This is a genomic window from Fictibacillus enclensis (genome assembly GCF_030123385.1).
Taxonomy (GTDB): Bacteria; Bacillota; Bacilli; order Bacillales; family Fictibacillaceae; genus Fictibacillus_C; species Fictibacillus_C enclensis.
Map to the genome: position 1 here is coordinate 1,331,499 of NZ_CP126109.1, position 18,878 is coordinate 1,350,376.

The following is an 18,878-nucleotide window of genomic DNA, read 5'->3' on the forward strand; positions in this document are numbered from 1 at the left end:
GAAAGGCGGGAAATTATGACCATTCAGCTTGCTGGCCAAAAGATGTTTTTAGGAGGCTCCTGGGTAAATCGTGAAAACATCATTGAGGTAAGGGACCCGCAGGATAACACAGTGATTGATACCGTTCCGGCGGCTTCAAAGGAAGATATGCTGTCCTGTATCGATCTGGCAAAAGAAGGAGCAAAGATCGCGGCCGCCATGCCGGTATACGAACGGATGGCAGTCATTCACAGAGCGGCTGATTATATCGAAGCGAACAAGGAAAAATACGCTTCAATCATCGCTCAAGAAGGCTCGAAAACCATCCGGGAAGCGACAAAGGAGACGGCAAGATGCATTCAGACTCTCCGGATCAGTGCCGAAGAGGCAAGACGTATCCATGGTGAGACGATTCCGTTTGACCAGATGGAAGGCAGCCAAAACCGTGTGGGCTACTATCAGCGGTTTCCCATTGGCATCATCGGAGCGATCACTCCGTTTAATGATCCTTTGAACCTGGTGGCCCATAAAGTCGGACCTGCCATAGCTTCCGGAAATGCCATCATTGTAAAACCTGCTACCGTTACGCCTCTCAGTGCGTTGCTGCTTGCCGAAGCTTTTTCACAAAGCGGCCTTCCGCCCAAGGTGCTGTCCGTAATTACTGGGCATGGAAGCGAAATTGGCGATGTATTGGTCACACACCCGGCGGTCCGCATGATTTCATTTACAGGCGGTGTAGAAGCGGGGGAAGAGATCGTCAAGAAAGCGGGATTAAAAAAGATCAGCATGGAGCTTGGCTCCAATTCCCCTGTTATTGTGCTTGAGGACGCAGATCTTGGAGAGGCTGTGGAATCAACAGTTTCGGGAGCGTTTTGGGCCGCAGGACAAAATTGCTTGAGCGTCCAGCGAATTTACGTCCAGCGGAGTGTGATGGAGAAATTTGAGGAAGAATTCGTCCAACAGACCAACCAGTACCTTGTGGGTGACAAGCTGTCAGAGCTGACAGATATGGGGCCTCTCATTACAGAAAAAGAGGCGATTCGTGTAGAGAATCTGGTAAATGAAGCCATTAAAAAAGGTGCTGAGCTGCTGACTGGCGGAGAAAGAAAGGGTGCCTTCTATTCACCAACGGTATTAAAAAACGTTCCTGAGCATTGCTCCATTGCCAGGGAAGAAATTTTTGGTCCGGTCGTTCTTCTTTTTGAAGTGGAGAACGTGGATGAGGCAATTGAAAAAGCGAATGCAGTCAGCTATGGCCTGCAGGGAGGCATCTTTACCAAGAATATGGATCAAGCCCAAAAGGCCATCGCCAACATGGAGGTCGGAGGCATAATGATCAATGACAGCAGTGATTACCGGATTGACGCTATGCCATTTGGCGGGGTGAAAAAATCGGGTCTTGGAAGAGAAGGCATCAAGTTCGCGATCCAAGAGATGACAGAGCCAAAAGTTGTTTGCTACAAATTATCAAATTGAAAAGTGAAAGAGGGTTTTGGAAAGAGGCAAAATTACGGTAATAAGAGGAGGTACAGTGTGGAAAGAGGACAAATCAATAAGCTGACCAAGGAAGATATCACGGTTGTAGATACGAAAATAGCGAAGAAATCCATATTTGGAACGTCTCTCGGCAATGCCATGGAATGGTTTGATTTTGGGATCTATTCCTATCTGGCAGTAACGATTGGCAAAGTGTTTTTCCCTGAAATCGATCCTTCTGCCCAGTTGATCTATGCTTTTGCTACGTTCGCTGTCGCATTTATTGCCCGGCCGATCGGTGGTCTGGTCTTTGGAATGCTGGGTGACCGTTTAGGCCGAAAGAAAGTCCTTGCTATCACACTGATCATGATGGCCGTTGCCACCTTGAGCATCGGCCTGATTCCCGGTTATGCCACTATTGGTGCAGCCGCTCCGGTTTTACTGCTGGCTGCCCGCCTGGTTCAGGGGTTTTCCACAGGCGGCGAGTATGCCGGTGCCATGACGTTTATTGCTGAGTCCACCCCTGATAAAAAGCGGAGCTTTATGTCGAGCTTCCTTGAAGTAGGCACTCTTGTCGGCTTTATTGCCGGCTCGGGCCTTGTAACATTGCTTACTTTTCTGCTGGGATCCGAAACCATGCTTGCATGGGGCTGGAGAATTCCATTCTTTATTGCAGCTCCATTAGGCATGATTGGCTTGTATTTCCGTTCACATCTGGAGGAAACACCTGCATTTAAAGAAATGAAGGAAACCACCAAAGAAAGAAAGGATCATGCCTCCCTGAAGAAGATTTTTACAGACCACTGGCGGTCTCTGCTCATTTGCATTGGTGTGGTTTTCTTTTATAACACCATTAACTATATGATTCTTACGTATATGCCATCCTACTTATCAGAACAGATTGGTTTTGGAGAAATGAAAGGCCTTGTGCTCATCCTGTTTGTCATGATCGCGATGATTCCCTGTGTTTTGCTCATGGGACGCTGGGCTGACCGTATTGGCAGGAACCGGCTGATCATAACGGGATTAATCGGTACCATCGTTCTCAGTATTCCGGCATTCTACTTGATGGATACCGGTTCAAGCGTGGGAGCATTTATTGGTCTATTGGTGTTAAGCTGTTTATTCACAGCCTTTCAGGGGACACTGCCGGCCGCACTGCCTTCCTTGTTTTTTACAGAGGTCCGGTACGGTTCATTGGCACTTACCTACAATGTGTCCACCTCGATTTTCGGTGGTACAACACCGCTTATGGTCGCATGGCTTGTGAAAGCAACGGGCATAAATATGCTTCCTGCTTACTTTTTGATCGGCGTATGTGTGATCGGTCTCTTTGTTGTCACTCTGTTTGTAAAAGAAACAGGGGGCCGTTCATTGAGAGGCTCCAAGCCTACAGTGGAGCACGAGAGCGAAGCAGCAGGACTCGATCCCGAAACAGCATTCTGGTGGAAGGATGAAGTCGTGAAAAGGCAGGAACGAGCAGGAATCACTCCTGGATTATTGGGATCTCAGCAGAAAAATGTAAGCAATATTCAATAATGAAAAAAGGCTGCCGGCACATCAGGCGGCCTTTCTGTTTTTAATGGTGGGTCATAAGCTTGCCTAATGATTGAGTCATTAAGCTTGCTTAATGATTAATAAATTTCAGTTTAGGGAAATGGTTTAGTAAATCATCTGAAATTTTTATAAATTGAAGGAGGCACGCTGTGGGTAAAGGAGTTAAAAGGAATTTTAAAAAAGGGGATATTACAGTAGTAGATAAGAAAATTGCGAAGCAGTCGATTTTGGGAACTTCACTTGGCAATGCGATGGAATGGTTTGATTTTGGTATTTACTCCTATTTGGCAGTGACCATCGGCAAAGTGTTTTTCCCGGAAGTTGATCCTTCCGCCCAAGTCATTTATGCATTTGCGACCTTCGCTGTTGCATTTATTGCCCGACCGATCGGTGGAATTGTATTCGGAATGCTTGGTGACCGACTCGGAAGGAAAAAGGTGCTGGCCATTACATTGATCATGATGGCCATTGCCACATTAGCCCTCGGGCTGATTCCTGGTTATTCGTCCATTGGTATAGCGGCACCCATTCTCTTGCTGGTTGCCCGGCTTGTTCAAGGATTTTCCACAGGAGGAGAATATGCGGGCGCGATGACGTTCATTGCAGAATCGACCCCTGATAAAAAGCGAAGTGTGATGTCGAGTGTCCTGGAAGTCGGAACACTGGTTGGTTATATTGCGGGCTCAGGCCTGGTTACACTGCTAACGTTCATTCTTGGGTCAGACACCATGCTTGAATGGGGCTGGAGGGTACCGTTCTTTGTTGCTGCGCCACTGGGGCTGATCGGCCTCTATTTTCGTTCCCATCTGGAAGAAACGCCAGCATTTAAAGCCATGGAGGAAGAAAAAGAGGAAAGCAAAAGCAAGTCTTCCCTCAAAGAAATATTCGTTAATCACTGGAAATCACTATTGATCTGTGTGGGGGTTGTCCTGTTTTACAATACAATCGTTTACATGGTATTAACCTATATGCCGTCCTATCTGTCGGAACAGCTTGGCTATGGGGAGACTAAAGGATTGCTGCTTATTCTTATCGTGATGGTCATCATGATACCGTTTGTTATTGGAATGGGTTATTTGGGTGACCGGATTGGGCGGAATAAGATCCTGATTTCAGCTCTGATTTTAACGATCATTCTCAGCATCCCGGCATTTATGCTGGCCGGAAACAGCAACGGGATCAACGCCTTTTGGGGAGTGCTGATCCTGGGCTGCCTGCTGACCGCCTTTCAAGGAACGCTTCCGGCGACCCTGCCGTCTTTATTTTTCACAAATGTACGGTATGGCTCGCTTGCGTTAACCTATAATGTTTCCACTTCCATATTTGGAGGAACCACGCCGCTGATTGTGGCCTGGCTTGTTAAAAAGACGAATAATAACATGGTTCCGGCCTATTATTTAATGGCAGTCTGTATCATCGGAATTATCGTCGTGGCCTTTTTTGTCAAGGAGACAGCTGGCCGCTCGCTTCGCGGTTCACTGCCAGTAGTGGAGGAACCCGCCGAAGTGGAAGAAGTATTGAAAAATCCGGAAGAAGCCCTGTGGTGGGAGGAAGAAATACCGGATAATGCTCCAAAACAAGTAAAAAGCATAATTGAATAGTGAGTAAAGGCTGCCGGCGCGTCCGTGCAGCCTTTTTTAGATGGTGGTTTGGAAGTAATTGCAACGATTCCTGGATAATTGCATGAAACTCATGGATAATTGCACATTATTGAATTTTCAGATTTGTGCTACTCCTCCAAAATCCATAAAAGGATTTACGAGAGGAAAGCAGAATACATACAAGGCTTAGAACGACTTAAAGAGAAAGGGAACTAAATCCATGAAGCTGGAAACAAAACGATTAACGATCATGCCGTGTACGCGTCCTTACATGGCCTCATTGTCAGAGGGTGAATATTCCCTGGGCGGCCATATTGCTTCTCATTTGAAAAAGCTGGATCAGAATCCGGAGGAATACGGATGGGGCGTTTGGCTGGTAACGGAAAAAGAAACCGGCCGCATTGTGGGAGATATCGGTTTTAAAGGAAGGCCGGATGCAAAAAAGGTGGAAATCGGATACGGGTTTGATCCATCTGTCCGCAATCAGGGATATGCAACCGAATCTGTTGAAAGACTGATCCAATGGGCGTTCACCTCAGACGGCGTCGAAAGGATCATTGCTGAATGCCTCAGTGACAATGGTTCATCCATACGCGTATTGGAGAAGCTGGAGATGAAACGTACCGGACAAGAGGGAGATATGGTGTATTGGGAGCGGAAGGAGGAGAACAATGAGTAAATTTGAATTGTTAGTGCGTGAGATGAGGCACGCGTATGATCAAAGAGATTGGTATGCCCCGTTAAAGCCCGCGCTCGAAGGTTTGTCAGCCCAACAGGCAAGCTGGCGGCCGGAAGGGGACGGTGTGAACACGATCTGGGAGACAGCCAATCATTTGCTGTATTACAAGCGACAGCTCCTGCATTATTTAAAAGGTGAGGAGATGTCAAATTGCGCACAAACCAACAACGAAACGTTTAAAGTAGACTCTCCTTTTGATGAGGAGGCCTGGCGGCAGACTGTTTCACAGATAGAAGAAGTTCAGCAGGAATTGCTCAATATCGTAGGAACCAAAAATGACGAAGATTTTGATACCCTTCTTGCTGATGGTGACCCTATGGGAAATTATATCTCGAGTCTTATAAGGCATGATTCGTTTCATACCGGGCAGATTGTTCAGCTTCGAAAACTCCAGGGGTCATGGCCTTCCAACCGATAAACAGTCCGAAGAAGTCTTTCTTACAGAAAGGCTTCTTTTTTTACAATATATAGGGAAAAATGTGGTAAAATGAGGAATGGAACAGGAGGATGAAAAAACAGGAAGACCAACGATAACCAAGACGATAAGGAGAAGTTGGTGTGAACTATAAATGGCTCATAATATTGCTTCTTGTTTTGGCCGTTCCTTCCCTTTACTTAGCTGTTGTCCATTACGGATATCAGTCAAAAAGTGAGGCGCTGAAATCGGCGATTAATAAGGAAGCAGAAGAACTCAATACAAGAAACTATCAATCTGTACCTGTTGAAAACAGTCCTTATTCGCTCGCCATCACAGATTCTCCTCACCAAATTTATGTTTTTAAAATAACAAAACATTTCAGCAGATATCATGCTGACCTGGCTCAAGTGAATAACCTGTATGAAAGCACCACTAAAGATTCGATGGTTTACGATAAAAATAGGCTGGCATTTGGTTTTGACAATGAGAAGCCGAGGGATAAGGATATTTGGATAGAAGGCGAGAAAATGAAATCGGTCCCGCTGCGTTCTTTTTTTAAGAAAAGCCGTTATGCCTGGAACTATCGCAATCTATCATTTTATTATCCTGTACACCCGCTGAGGACCACTGCGGACCAGCCGGAATATCATTAAAGCACATAACGGAACATGTTCTTGTTCTTTTTTAAAACGCATATCATGTAAACAATTGGATAAATCTAGTGCTTCTTACCTGTTTGTAATAAAGTTGTAACATTTCCGGGTGATATTCGTATGATTTTCTATGAAAATAGTATAAAATTGGTGTTCAGGATAATATTAACTATTTCAGCATAGGGAATAACATGGAACAATTTAAGGAGAGTTATGATGGAAAAGAATAATTCAGCTTCAAGAATGGAAAGAAGAAAACAGAACAAAAAGCCACCAAAGCGTTTTCGAAAATTCCTAACATACACTGCAGTAACTTTTCTTGTTCTCTTTCTAGTCATAGTCGTTGGCGGCGGCATCACGGTCTTTTCAATGATCAAAAATGCCCCGGAATTGGATGCACAAAACTTAAAGTATGCAAGCTCTTCTACCGTGTATGATATGAACAGCAAAAAGGTCATATCGATCAACGGCAAGGAAAAACGGGATTATGCATCAATCAAGGACATTCCACCCCGCGTGAGAAATGCCTTTATCGCGACAGAGGATGTCCGGTTTTATAAGCACTCGGGGATTGATCCCAAACGAGTAGCCGGTGCGATTCTGTCAAACATTACACACGGGTTTGGTTCAGAGGGAGCAAGTACCATTACCCAGCAGGTAATCAAGAACTCTTTCCTTTCACCGGAAAAAACGGTAACAAGAAAGGTTCAGGAAGCTTATCTCGCGTTAAAACTTGAGCGGGAATATTCCAAAGATCAGATTCTCGAATTCTATTTAAACAAGATATATTTTGGCCACGGAGCGTATGGAGTAAAGACAGCCGCAAAAGTGTACTTTGATAAGTCCCTCGATGAACTGACAACCAGCGAGATCGCACTGCTTGCCGGGTTGCCGCAGCGACCGAACGGCTATGATCCCGTGAAGAATCCGGATCTGGCGGAAGACCGCAGAAATGTTGTCCTGTCACTAATGGAAAAAAACGGCTATATTTCAGAGCAGGAGAAAGAGAAGGCGCAGGCTGAGTCTATTAAGAAGATGATTGTTAAACAAAAAGAAGATTCAGGTCCGAGATATGAAGCGTTCCTTCAGCAGGTAATTGATGACGCTGAAAAGGAAGGCATCTCTGAAAAAGACCTGTTTGAGGGCGGCCTGAAAATTTACACCACACTGGACCCTGATGCCCAGTCACAGGCCGAAAAAATTCTGAGCACCGACGATTATGTCGTGTATCCAGACAATCAATTCCAGGCCGGTGTCGTACTTCTTGATACAAAAACCGGTGAGATCCGTGCGATCGGCGGAAACCGCCTGAGTGAAGAAGAACAAGTGTCCAGAGGATTCAACTATGCCACAGACACGCAGAGACAGCCGGGCTCAACCATTAAACCAGTATTGGATTACGGTCCTGCGATTGAATACCTGAAGTGGTCTACGAACACACCAATCAAGGATGAACCGCTTGAAATCAACGGTAAGCAAGTACAGAACTGGGACAAAAGGTTCCATGGTACGCTCTCGATGAGGGAAGCGCTTGTTCAATCCTACAATGTCCCGGCAATCAAAGCTTTCCAGGCGGTTGGTGAAGATAATGCGAAAAAGTTTGCCAATAATTTGGGGCTTGGTTTGGATAAGATTTATCCATCGTATGCGATCGGAGGATTTGAAACCGGTGTGTCACCATTGAAGATGGCAGGCGCATTTTCCGCCTTTGGAAACCAAGGGGTTTATAATCAGCCCACAACCCTTCGAAAGATTGAATATCCAAACGGTAAAGTCCGCGAGATTAAACATAAGCCGAAAAAAGCGATGAGCGACTACACCGCATATATGGTAACCGACATGCTGAAGAGTGTAGTGAGCAGAGGAACTGGCCGGATGGCCCAGATCCCTGGACTCGATGTTGCCGGAAAAACAGGAACGACCAACCTGCCGCAAGGTGTGTATGGAAATGGTTCGAGTGACTCCTGGTTTGTCGGCTATACTACCCGCTATACAGCAGCGGTATGGACCGGGTATGACAAGACCGGGTCAAACACCTATGTGCGAAAAGATGATCAGGTGATCGCAAAGCTGATTTTCAAGCAGCTTGTGTCCCATGCTTCCCAAGGGAAAATGACAGCTGATTTTGAAAAACCAGGTTCAGTGGTAGCCCGCGGCTCTGAGCTGTATGTTCAAGGAACCTCTGTACCGGCTTTAGCTCAGCCGAAATACGCAAAGAGTGATGAGGATACATCGAAATCAGATGAATCCAAAGAGGCGAAAAAGGAAGAAGACGCCAATAAAGAAAAAGATAAAAAAGAAGAAGAAAAGAAAACGGATCAAGAGAAGCCAAAAGATGATGGAACAACCACTACTCCTGATACGCCAGCCACACCGCCAAAAGATGATCAGGGCGGCAGCGATCAGGGAGGAAATGGAGACAACGGTCAAGGCGGATCCAATCAGGATGGCGGCAATAACCAGGATGGCGGCAATAACCAGGATGACGGAACCAATCAGGACGGTGGTACGGATCAGGGAGGAGACAGCGGGCAGGACGGTGGCCAGCAGGATAAACCTGACACGCCAACCACTCCGCCAAAGGACGATAATAAACCAGACAAACCAACCGAGCCAACCACACCTCCGAAAAAAGATACGATTCAGTCAAACAGCGTAAGCAGCAACCGCAGTAAAGCCCAATCAGATACGAGCAATTAAACGATAGAAGCAGATTTCCAATTACGGAAATCTGCTTTTTTTATAGGCAGAGTGTGGGATTAGCATAAAAAGGTTTGGGTATATACATAGAGTAGAGATGAACGATTAAAGGAGTGAGCATGTTGGCAGAAAGCAAGACATTAGGATTGTATTTACTGGATTGTTTAAAGAAAGAAGGAATTCAAGAAATTTTCGGTGTACCGGGAGATTACAACTTTTCCCTGCTTGATACGCTGAAAGATTATGAAGGGATTCAATTTGTAAACAACAGAAATGAATTGAACGCTGGCTATGCGGCAGATGCCTATGCCCGGCTGAACGGAATCTCAGCTCTCATAACGACGTTTGGAGTGGGAGAGTTGAGCGCATGCAATGCGATTGCGGGTTCATACAGTGAAAGCGTCCCGGTAATCCACATTGTTGGTTCTCCCAAGTCAGCCATGCAGGAGGAAAAGGCACTTGCCCACCATACGCTGATGGACAGGGACTTTGATGTGTTCAGGAAAGTGTATGACAACCTCACTGCTTATACAGCGGTTTTGACACCGGAAAACGCCGCACGGGAAATACCGGCTGCCATTGAGGTAGCGAAGAAAAAGAAAAAACCAGTCTATCTAAGTGTTGCCATTGATCTGGTCACACAGCCCATCATCCCTTCCGAAAAACAGACCATTGAGGAGGGCGCAAAGGACTCTGCTTTAAAAGCGGCGATCGCCCACAGCAAAACGTTGCTGGCTGGCGCGAAAAATGCCGTCATTCTGGCGGACATGAAAACGATCAGATACGGCCTGCAGGATCAGGTCCAGCAGCTGGCTGAGCAGTGGAACGTTCCCGTCGCTTCTTCCATGCAGGGGAAAAGCGCCTTTGATGAAAGCCATCCACAGTACATAGGAGTATACGGCGGGGCGTTTGGAGATCAGGAAGTCACAAAGATTGTAGAAGGTGCTGATGCGGTCATCGCGGTCGGAGCATTATGGTCAGATGTGAACACATCAAAAAATACCATCAAGCTTGATCCGCTCAAAGTGGTGGAAATACAGCCGGACTCCGTAAAAGTGGGAGAAGCAAGCTATATGAAGATCCAGGCTGCCGATTTTATCCGGGAATTAAGCGGTATAGGATTCAAGCAGGAAGGTAAGCTGCCTGAGACTTCGTTTCCGTATGACACCGTTACAGGAGGAGCAGAGGAACCAATCAGGGCGGCCGCCTATTATCCAAGGATTCAGCACATGCTGAAGGAGAATGATGTCATTGTAACGGAAACAGGCACCCTTTCTTATGGGATGTCACAGGTGAGGCTGCCAAAAGGTACAGCCTATATTGCTCAAGGTGGATGGCAAAGCATAGGATACGCCACACCGGCTGCTTTTGGGGCATGCATCGCCGCCAGGGACCGGCGAGTCCTGCTCTTTACAGGGGATGGTTCACTTCAGCTGACCGTCCAGGAAATCAGCTCGATGCTTGAGAATGACTGCAAACCGATCATTTTTGTTTTAAACAATGACGGCTATACGATTGAAAAATACCTGAATGTTCAGGTGAAGGTGGAAAAACAAACCTACAATGAAATTCCGATGTGGAACTATACGAAACTGCCGGAGGTATTTGGCAGAGACGTGTTTACCGCACAGGTAAAAACAAACAATCAGCTGGATGAAGCCATTTCACAAGTGGAAAAATTAAACGGTGAACAACTCTGCCTGATCGAGCTCATTGTGGACGACCCGATGGATGCACCGGCCTATTTGCAAAAGATGCGGAAGGCAATGGAACAGTAACGCTGTAACCCTTGATTGCAAACTTAAAAACGAGGGTATCATTTAAATAGAAATCCGATGGAAAGGATGTGGAAGAACATGAGCAAACAATTAAACATACCAAAGGAAGAAGGCTTGGACCACAGTTTGGCTCTCATACAGGAAGGATATCAATATATTACGAGCCGCCGGACGAAATTCAAGTCGGACCTTTTTGAAACCCGCCTTCTGGGGCAGAAGGTCGTCTGCATTGGCGGACAAGAGGGGGCCGAACTTTTCTATGACAACGAAAAGTTCGAAAGGAAAGGGGCCGTGCCGAAGCGGATTCAAAAATCTCTTTTTGGAGAAAACGCCATCCATACGCTGGACGGAGAGGCGCATGAACATCGCAAGCTTTTATTTATTTCCTTGATGACGGAAGAAAGGCTGGAGCTGCTTGCCGAACTGACGAGAGAAGAATGGAGGCTCGCAGCGGCCGAGTGGGCGAAGATGGAACAAGTCGTCCTTTTTGACGAGGTACAGCAAATACTGTGCCGGGTGGCCTGCAGGTGGGCAGGTGTTCCGATTGATGCCATTGAGGTTAAGCCGTTGGCCAGAGATTTTATTGCGATGGTCGATGCATTTGGCGCTGTCGGGCCAAGGCATCAGAAAGGGCGCAAGGCGAGAAAGAAGATGGAAGATTATTTTAAAGGCCTGATTGTTGAAATCCGTCACAGAAGAATGGAACCGATTGATGGTACGGCGCTTCACAAAATGGCCTGGCACCGCGATCATAAGGAAAAGCATCTGGACGAACACACAGCTGCGGTAGAGCTGCTAAATGTCCTTCGCCCGATAGTAGCAATTACGTACTTAGTTACGTTCGGTGCCCTTGCTTTGTTTGAGCATAATGTATGGAAGGAAAAGCTGCAGAGCGGCGATGAAGAGAGCGTTCAGTTGTTTGCTCAGGAAGTGAGACGCTTCTATCCGTTTGCTCCTTTCCTTGGTGCGAAAGTGAAGAATGAATTTGAATGGAAGGGCCATACATTTGAAAAGGGCCAGCTCGTTCTCTTGGATGTGTATGGGACCAACCATGATAACCGGCTTTGGGAAGAACCTTATGTGTTCAACCCTGAACGGTTCAGGAACTGGAACGGGGGAATGTTCGATCTGATTCCCCAAGGCGGGGGAGATGAGTACACCGGACACCGCTGTCCGGGTGAAATGGCAACCATTCAGGTTATGAAAACAAGCTTTTCGTTTTTAACTAACGAGATGATCTACAATGTACCAGTGGGCCAGGATTTAAGCTACAGTCTTTCTCGAATGCCCACTTATCCGGAGAGCGGGTTCATCATTCAGGGAGTCAGCATAAAAAGCCAAACAACGGTATAAAAAAGAGAAGTAAAGCAGAAAACAGCCCATTTCAGGGCTGTTTTTGTGTGTTGTATAGAATTGAGGGCATCGAGCCTGGATGAAATCAGGACAGGGAGCCATTTACAAGCCGGTTTGGAAGATTTACTGTCCCAAACGAAGAACTTACTGGCCGAAATTCGAAATTTACTGGCCAAAAACAGAATCCTTCTGTCCAACTCCTCATTATGTTAACTGCTTATACTCGTGAAAATTCCTCAACCAGATCTCCAAAGCGGTTCAGCGCATTCACGATAGGTTCTGGTGTCGAAAGGTCGACTCCCGTCTTTTTCAAGAGCTCAAGCGGATAGTCGGAGCTCCCGCTTTTCAGGAACTCCAGGTACGCTTCAAGGGTTTCTAAATCTCCTTCAAGGATCTTTGTTGCCAGATGAATGGCAGAGGCAAACCCGGTTGCGTACTTGTATACATAAAACGGACGGTAAAAGTGAGGAATTCGTGACCAGCCATATTTTACTTCCTCATCGAACATTACGGTTTCTCCGTTGTATTCCCTGAACAGCTGTTCATAGACCTGGCTGAAAACCTCAGCATTCAGCGGCTCCCCCTGTTCGGCAAGCTCATGGGTTTTCATTTCAAACTCTGCAAACATGACCTGCGTAAAGAGCGTGCCCTTGAATTGGTCGATAAAATGGTTCAAAAGATGCTTACGGATTTGAGGATTTTCTTCTTTATTGAGCAGGTAATTGATCAGCAGCACTTCATTGACCGTGGAAGCCACCTCCGCCACAAAAATGCTGTAGCCTGCAGTGATCTTCGGCTGATGCTTGTTGGAATAATAGCTGTGCATGGCGTGGCCCATCTCGTGGGCAAGGGTGAACAAGCTGTCCAAATCGTCCTGATGGTTGAGCAGGACAAACGGATGCACACCGTACAATCCGAGGTTGTAGGCACCAGACCGCTTTCCGGGCGTTTCCCGGACATCAATATACCGTGCGTCTTTAAATTCCTTGAGCTTGATCACATAATCACTGCCTAGCGGGGCGAGCGCCTTCAGCATCGTTTGATAGGCTTCTTCATACGAGATATCCAGCTTGACGCCAGCGACTAACGGCGTGCTCAAGTCATATTGGCGCAGTTCATCGAGTCCAAGCTTTTCTTTTCGAAGCGCACTGTATTGGTGCATGGAACCGATGTTTTCTTTGGTCGTGCGAATCAGGTTTTCGTACACTTCCTTTGGGACATTATCACCGAACAGTCCCTTTTCAAGAGCGGACGGGTAGTTTCGGATTTCTGCTACGGCTACATTGTTTTTGATGGCTGCCGAAAGCGTCGAAGCAATGGTATTTTTAAGAGATAAGTAAGGCTTGTAGTAAGCTTTGTACGCTTCTTTCCGTACATTGCGGTCCTCATCTTCAATTAATTTGGAATACATGCCGCGTGTCAGTTCTACTTTTTCTCCATCTGGCTTTGTGACCTCGCCGAATTGGATGTCGGCATTGTTAATCATGTTAAATGTACCGCTTGGGGAAGAGAGAGCTTCTCCGAGGCGGGAGACAACCTGTTCCTGCTCTTTGCTCAGGATATGGGATTTGTAGCGGAACGAATCAAATAGATCTTCTTCAAAATAGCGCAGTCCTTCTTCTTCTGCGATGTACGCTTTTAGTTGTTCCTCGTCAAGGCTTAAAAGGAAAGGCATGAAGAAGGAGGTAGCCGAACTGATTTTTACCCCGGCATGCTTGGCCCGGTCGAGCAGAGACTGAGCTTGGGAATCACGGGTATCGACATCCACGCTCAGCATGGCATAGACATAAACCTTGTTAAACATGAGAGAAAGACTTTCCTGTTTTGTAAGAAACTCCAGCAGGGATTTTGCAGAATTAATGTTTCCATCATAATTCTTTAATTCTTGGGCTTGTTCTTTTACCGTTTCGAAATCCTTCTCCCATTCAGGAAGGGAAGGGTAAATATCGTTCAGGTTCCACTTTTCTTGAACGGGAACCTCTTTTCTTGATAGGTAGGTTGTCATAAACATAGCTCCTTCTCCTGTAAGTTATCCTTATTCCTTTAAGTGTATTATAGCCAGGGCAAAATGAGTATCAATATGCTGAATGGATGTGGGGATATGTAAGAAAAGCCGGCCGGAACCGTAAAAATTACAGTACCGTATGAGCCGGCTGACGCTTTTCAATAATCTCTTTAATTTTTACAATGGCCTCGCTGCTGTTTTGGACACGCAGGTTGATCCGTTTATTCTCATCATAATTATTTTCATGAAATTCGTATCGTGGATCGTAATAATGCTCCAATAGCAGTCGGACCGCAGCATGATAGTTTCCGCTCTTCAAATCTTCTTCAATTTGGGCAGCAATCGGGGTATGAATTCTCCGTTTAATACGCATGAAAGCTTCCAGGCATTCCTCGTGATGCTCCCATGGAAGGTAATCCTCCAAAATATGGTTCACGCGTTCGCTGATCGGCATGTCGATAAAAATATGCAAGCCCTTTTGTTTCTTCTGAGACACAAACTCGGGCAGAACCACCTTGCCGACTCGTTTGCTTTCGGCTTCCATCAGGATATAAGGTGAAGATTTAAGCTTGTCCAACTCATGAAAGAGAAGGGATTCGAACATTTTTTGGTTGTTGGGCTCAAGGCCGATCTCACCAAAAATCGAACCTCTGTGGCCGGCAAGGCCTTCCAGGTCCAAAACCGGATACTCTTGTTTCGCCAATTCCTGGAGAATCAAAGTTTTTCCTGTTCCAGTATTTCCGTGCAGGACGTAAGCTTCGGGTGTAAAATCGATAGCATCAAGCTGTTTGACAATCCATTGCCGATAAGTACGAAAGCCCCCTTGCAGGCGTTGCGCACGAATCCCCATAAGATCGAGTACAGTTGCTGCCGTCCGGCTTCTCATGCCCCCGCGCCAGCAAAACACGGCTTTTGGACCGTCGATCGCCGCAAAGGTTTTAATGAAATGAGGAAGCTTGGCCGAAAAGATTTCAAGGCCTCGTTCTTTAGCCGCTTCCGAGCTCTTCTGTTTATAGATGGTTCCCACTTCTGCCCGTTCTTCGTCATTAAAGAGGGGAATGTTCAAACTTCCTGGTATGGTGGAATCTTTATATTCCGATGGAGACCGCACATCGATGAGAGTAATCTCATTATTATTGTAAGCAGCCATTAATTCTTCGATTGCAATATCTTGAAACACTGGCTTTTCCGCCTTTCTTTTTAACACGTCTATTTCATATTATAAAATATTTTTACATGAAATGCATGTTCGCCCGCACGACAATACTTTTTCTGTCAAAAAATTAGTTGCTTGTGATATAATGAGGGGTATTGAATAAAGACTGTAAATAGTTAAGGTGGGGATAAAATGTCTCAAATAAATCATTCTGTTCAACAAGGGCGTTCCAGAAACAAGGAAGCCATCTGGGCTCTTGTTATTTTTTTGATAGTGGCCGCAGCGGGTCTTCTCTATGTAAAGTGGTGGCCGTACCTTCAAAAAGCCATTAGTTCATCTGCTACACATACCATTGGGCCATCCATATTGGGCGATCAGTCAGCCTCAAGTTCGCCATGGACATCTGCCTGGGATTATGCGAAGGTTTATTTTCTGTCAGTATGGAAAGCCGCCGCACTCGGAATTCTTTTGGGTTCTTTGATTCAAGTGCTTCTGCCTTCACGATGGCTGCTTAAGGTACTGGGAAAAACATCATTCGGAAGTACAGTTGCTGGCGGACTGGCATCTATTCCGGGCATGATGTGCACGTGCTGTGCTGCCCCGATGGCAGTCGGCATGCGCAAAAAGAAAGTCTCCATCGGCGCCAGCATAGCGTTCTGGCTGGGCAACCCGACCATCAACCCAGCAACCTTAATTTTTATGACTTTTGTGCTGTCATGGAAATTTACGGTGCTTCGTCTGGTCTTCGGACTCATCCTTGTATTTGGTGTCAGTTATCTTGCCAACCGATTTGCTAAAGACGCTGAACCCGTGAATTTGGAAGATGTACCGGAAAGTGAGACCTTTGAAGAGGAGCAGGGACCATTTTTCACAAGATGGATGAAGAGCCTTGGAACCATGCTGCTTCATATCGGTCCAGCGTATATTCTTTCCGTCCTATTGCTTGGTGCTGCCCGAATTTGGCTGTTTCCGCAGCTAAGTGAAACGGCGTCAAACAGCTTGTTTGCGATCATCGGTTTTGCGCTCGCCGGAATGCTGTTTGTGATTCCGACGGCTGCTGAAATTCCAATCATTCAGACATTCATGCTTGTCGGGTTGGGAGAAGGACCGGCCGCGGCCTTGCTCATTACGCTTCCTGCGCTCAGCCTGCCTTCATTGTTGATCGTAGCTCGCTCCTATCCAAAGCGTGTGCTTGGGTTTGTTACAGCTTCAGTAGTGGTTTTGGGAGTACTGAGCGGAATTGCAGGTATGCTTTTCCTTTAAGGTTTTTTTTTTGTAACCTCTTTTGCTCTTGCAAGTAGTTGATTTCCGTTCCAACCTTTAGAATTCTAACTATCAAAGGCCATCGCTGAATAAGTGGTGGTTTTTTAATATCCGAAAAGCCCATTCACTTTTTTCTGGAAACTGTGATATACTAACAGCAACAAAAAGAAGGAGGTATCCAATTAGACACGATGTGGAACTAATCCCTTTGTCGATCATGAAATTTGATTGCATGGCAAAAGAGCTCTGCGGCTGCGGAGCGGGATGGGATACGTCTGTCTATGGATATACTCGGGATTCGGTTTGTCCGTTTGTGTTACGAAGCGGGAGGTAGTCCGTTGTATTTCTTGTATCTTTTTTCGCTTGGCTGAGACCGCAGAAGCTTCTGCGGTCTTTTGTGTATTCAAATTTCATATGTCCACTTAAGCCTGTAAATGATGATACAAAGCGGTGATCGTATGGAACTCATTAAATGTTATGAAGTACAAAAGGAATTCGGTGAGCAGAAAGTGCTCAGCAATGTAACGATGGAGATTGGCCAACACGAAAAAATAGGGCTCGTCGGGGCAAATGGTGCGGGAAAGACCACGCTCGCGAATATTATTTTCGGATCCATGCAGCAGGATGGGGGCACGGTAACAAGGTTTAAAAATTCGCTGAAGGTCGGCTACCTTAAGCAATCCACCTCTTATACAGCAAATACGCTGACAGACATGGCCAATGAACAGAAGGATTTTCTTCAGACCACAAGCCGCCTCGGACTCCAAAAAGTGAATGAATGGAATGAAGAAAGGTATGAGGGTTTAAGTGGCGGAGAGAAGACCAAGATGGCCATCGCTCATATTTGGTCCGATAATCCTGATATTTTGATTCTTGATGAGCCGACCAACCATCTTGATTTTCAAGGAGTGGAATGGCTGATCAAGGAGCTGAAATCGTTTCAGGGAGCCGTGCTGATTATATCCCATGACCGGTACTTCCTGGATCAAACCGTGGAGCGGATCGTTAAATTAATGGATGGCGAGTCTCATGATTTCATCGGGAATTATACCGAATATCGCAAAGAAAAGGAACGACGGTATCAGGCACAGCTCCATGATTACGAAAATCAGAAAAAATATGAGCAAAAAATTCAGGAAGAGATCAGCCGTCTGAACAACTGGTCCTCCAAAGCCCACAAGGAAGCCGGTAAAACCGGAAAGATGGCGGATATGCGCGGGACAAAGGAATTTTACCGAAGCAAAGCGAAGAGCATGGATAAACATATCAAATCCAGAATTAAACGGCTGGAAAATTTGGAGCTTGAAGGTGTGGAGCGTCCAAAAGAGGAAGCGAAGATCCAATTTGGGTGGGAAGATCCCGAAAAGCGGGGGAAACGTTTGGCGGCGGCATCCGACATCTCAAAATCCTTTGGAGAGAGGCTCCTGTTCCAAAACAGCTCTTTCTATATTCAGCGCGGGGAAAGGATTGGCTTAACAGGGCCGAACGGATGCGGAAAAACAACGTTCCTTAACATGCTGACAGGAAAGGAAACTTCAGATTCGGGCGACCTTTGGATCAGTCCCACAGCGAAAATCGCGTATCTGACCCAAGACGTGACGGATCTTAAACCTGAAAAGACAGTGCTTTCCCTCATACAGGATCTCTTTGAAATTCGGTCAGAGGCAGCGAAAGCGAGAACACTTCTGGCCAATATGGGATTTCATGAAAATATGCTGAAACAGCCCATCAAGACGCTAAGCCTTGGTGAACGAATGCGTGTGAAGCTCGCGCTGCTGATCCTGCAGCAACATGATCTGCTCATTCTTGATGAGCCTACCAATCATCTGGACCTGGCGAGCCGGGAGCAATTGGAGGAAGCACTGCTTTCATTCAGCGGCACTTTGCTGGTTGTGTCACATGACCGCTTTTTCCTCGAAAAAACATGTGAGAAGCTGTTGGTTTTCCGTGACCAAACCATTGTCAAAACGGAAGAAGGATTTAAGGAATATATTGAGGGGAAGCGTCAAAGCCCTCGTTTTAAAAAGGAAACAAACGATGAAAAAGAGGAAAGGAAAATGGTCATTGAGACTCGGATCTCAGCCATATTGGGGGAACTCAGTGTGCTTGTGCCCGGTCAAAAGGAATATGTGCAATTGGATAAGGAATTTAAAGAATTGATGGCTGAAAAAAGAAAGCTTCAATAAGCCTGGGCGCCTAC

The 18,878-nt window shown here is 46.2% G+C and carries 13 protein-coding genes; 11 read left to right on the forward strand and 2 right to left on the reverse strand.

Annotated features, from left to right (window positions below; genetic code table 11):
- The first annotated feature begins 15 nt into the window (after positions 1-15).
- The 9 genes from QNH15_RS07165 (at position 16) to cypC (ending at position 12,254) form a co-directional block, all read left to right on the forward strand.
- Entirely contained in the window at positions 16-1,455 is a 1,440-nt protein-coding gene (locus tag QNH15_RS07165) for an aldehyde dehydrogenase family protein (protein WP_283893666.1), read from the forward strand.
- A 57-nt stretch (positions 1,456-1,512) separates the two neighbouring features.
- A complete protein-coding gene (locus QNH15_RS07170; protein WP_283893668.1) occupies positions 1,513-2,994 on the forward strand; it encodes an MFS transporter in 1,482 nt (493 codons plus the stop codon).
- A gap of 167 nt (positions 2,995-3,161) precedes the next feature.
- A complete protein-coding gene (locus QNH15_RS07175) occupies positions 3,162-4,613 on the forward strand; it encodes an MFS transporter (protein ID WP_283893670.1) in 1,452 nt (483 codons plus the stop codon).
- A 220-nt stretch (positions 4,614-4,833) separates the two neighbouring features.
- Positions 4,834-5,292 (forward strand): GNAT family N-acetyltransferase, encoded by a 459-nt coding sequence (locus QNH15_RS07180; RefSeq protein WP_283893671.1) that lies wholly within the window; start codon positions 4,834-4,836, stop codon positions 5,290-5,292.
- The gene (locus QNH15_RS07185; RefSeq protein ID WP_283893673.1) at positions 5,285-5,770 is read left to right on the forward strand and encodes a DinB family protein; all 486 of its coding nucleotides are present in this window, start codon (positions 5,285-5,287) and stop codon (positions 5,768-5,770) included. The genes QNH15_RS07180 and QNH15_RS07185 overlap by 8 nt, the downstream gene beginning before the upstream one ends.
- Before the next feature lie 140 nt (positions 5,771-5,910).
- Positions 5,911-6,423: a hypothetical protein gene (locus tag QNH15_RS07190; protein WP_283893674.1), complete on the forward strand. Its 513-nt coding sequence runs from the start codon at positions 5,911-5,913 to the stop codon at positions 6,421-6,423.
- 213 nt (positions 6,424-6,636) lie between these two features.
- Positions 6,637-9,123 (forward strand): transglycosylase domain-containing protein, encoded by a 2,487-nt coding sequence (locus QNH15_RS07195; RefSeq protein ID WP_283893675.1) that lies wholly within the window; start codon positions 6,637-6,639, stop codon positions 9,121-9,123.
- Between the two features lie 119 nt (positions 9,124-9,242).
- Positions 9,243-10,901 carry an alpha-keto acid decarboxylase family protein gene (locus tag QNH15_RS07200; protein WP_283893676.1) on the forward strand — a complete coding sequence of 553 codons (1,659 nt, stop codon included), beginning with the start codon at positions 9,243-9,245 and terminating at the stop codon, positions 10,899-10,901.
- A 78-nt stretch (positions 10,902-10,979) separates the two neighbouring features.
- On the forward strand, positions 10,980-12,254 hold the full coding sequence (gene cypC, locus QNH15_RS07205) for a CYP152 family fatty-acid peroxygenase CypC (protein ID WP_283893678.1): 1,275 nt from the start codon (positions 10,980-10,982) through the stop codon (positions 12,252-12,254).
- A 217-nt stretch (positions 12,255-12,471) separates the two neighbouring features.
- Here cypC and pepF read toward each other — a convergent pair whose 3' ends face one another.
- Together pepF and mnmH are read right to left on the reverse strand one after the other, a co-directional pair.
- Complete coding sequence (gene pepF / locus QNH15_RS07210) at positions 12,472-14,259, reverse strand: oligoendopeptidase F (RefSeq protein ID WP_283893679.1); 1,788 nt, start codon at positions 14,257-14,259, stop codon at positions 12,472-12,474.
- Positions 14,260-14,386: 127 nt separating this feature from the next.
- Complete coding sequence (gene mnmH, locus QNH15_RS07215; RefSeq protein ID WP_283893680.1) at positions 14,387-15,439, reverse strand: tRNA 2-selenouridine(34) synthase MnmH; 1,053 nt, start codon at positions 15,437-15,439, stop codon at positions 14,387-14,389.
- A gap of 168 nt (positions 15,440-15,607) precedes the next feature.
- On the opposite strand from mnmH, the gene QNH15_RS07220 reads away from it, so the two are divergent.
- Both QNH15_RS07220 and abc-f read left to right on the forward strand, forming a co-directional pair.
- Positions 15,608-16,678: a permease gene (locus tag QNH15_RS07220; protein WP_283893681.1), complete on the forward strand. Its 1,071-nt coding sequence runs from the start codon at positions 15,608-15,610 to the stop codon at positions 16,676-16,678.
- 458 nt (positions 16,679-17,136) lie between these two features.
- Positions 17,137-18,864 (forward strand): ribosomal protection-like ABC-F family protein, encoded by a 1,728-nt coding sequence (gene abc-f / locus QNH15_RS07225; protein WP_283893682.1) that lies wholly within the window; start codon positions 17,137-17,139, stop codon positions 18,862-18,864.
- Positions 18,865-18,878 lie beyond the last annotated feature (14 nt).

What these genes read in the sequence shown, in the direction of transcription:
- QNH15_RS07165 (WP_283893666.1), top strand. Translation starts at nt 16, where the DNA reads ATGACCATTCAGCTTGCTGGCCAAAAGATGTTTTTAGGAGGCTCCTGG.
- QNH15_RS07180 (WP_283893671.1), top strand. Translation starts at nt 4,834, where the DNA reads ATGAAGCTGGAAACAAAACGATTAACGATCATGCCGTGTACGCGTCCT.
- QNH15_RS07185 (WP_283893673.1), top strand. Translation starts at nt 5,285, where the DNA reads ATGAGTAAATTTGAATTGTTAGTGCGTGAGATGAGGCACGCGTATGAT.
- QNH15_RS07195 (WP_283893675.1), top strand. Translation starts at nt 6,637, where the DNA reads ATGATGGAAAAGAATAATTCAGCTTCAAGAATGGAAAGAAGAAAACAG.
- QNH15_RS07200 (WP_283893676.1), top strand. Translation starts at nt 9,243, where the DNA reads ATGTTGGCAGAAAGCAAGACATTAGGATTGTATTTACTGGATTGTTTA.
- cypC (WP_283893678.1), top strand. Translation starts at nt 10,980, where the DNA reads ATGAGCAAACAATTAAACATACCAAAGGAAGAAGGCTTGGACCACAGT.
- pepF (WP_283893679.1), bottom strand. Translation starts at nt 14,259, where the DNA reads ATGACAACCTACCTATCAAGAAAAGAGGTTCCCGTTCAAGAAAAGTGG.
- QNH15_RS07220 (WP_283893681.1), top strand. Translation starts at nt 15,608, where the DNA reads ATGTCTCAAATAAATCATTCTGTTCAACAAGGGCGTTCCAGAAACAAG.
- abc-f (WP_283893682.1), top strand. Translation starts at nt 17,137, where the DNA reads ATGGAACTCATTAAATGTTATGAAGTACAAAAGGAATTCGGTGAGCAG.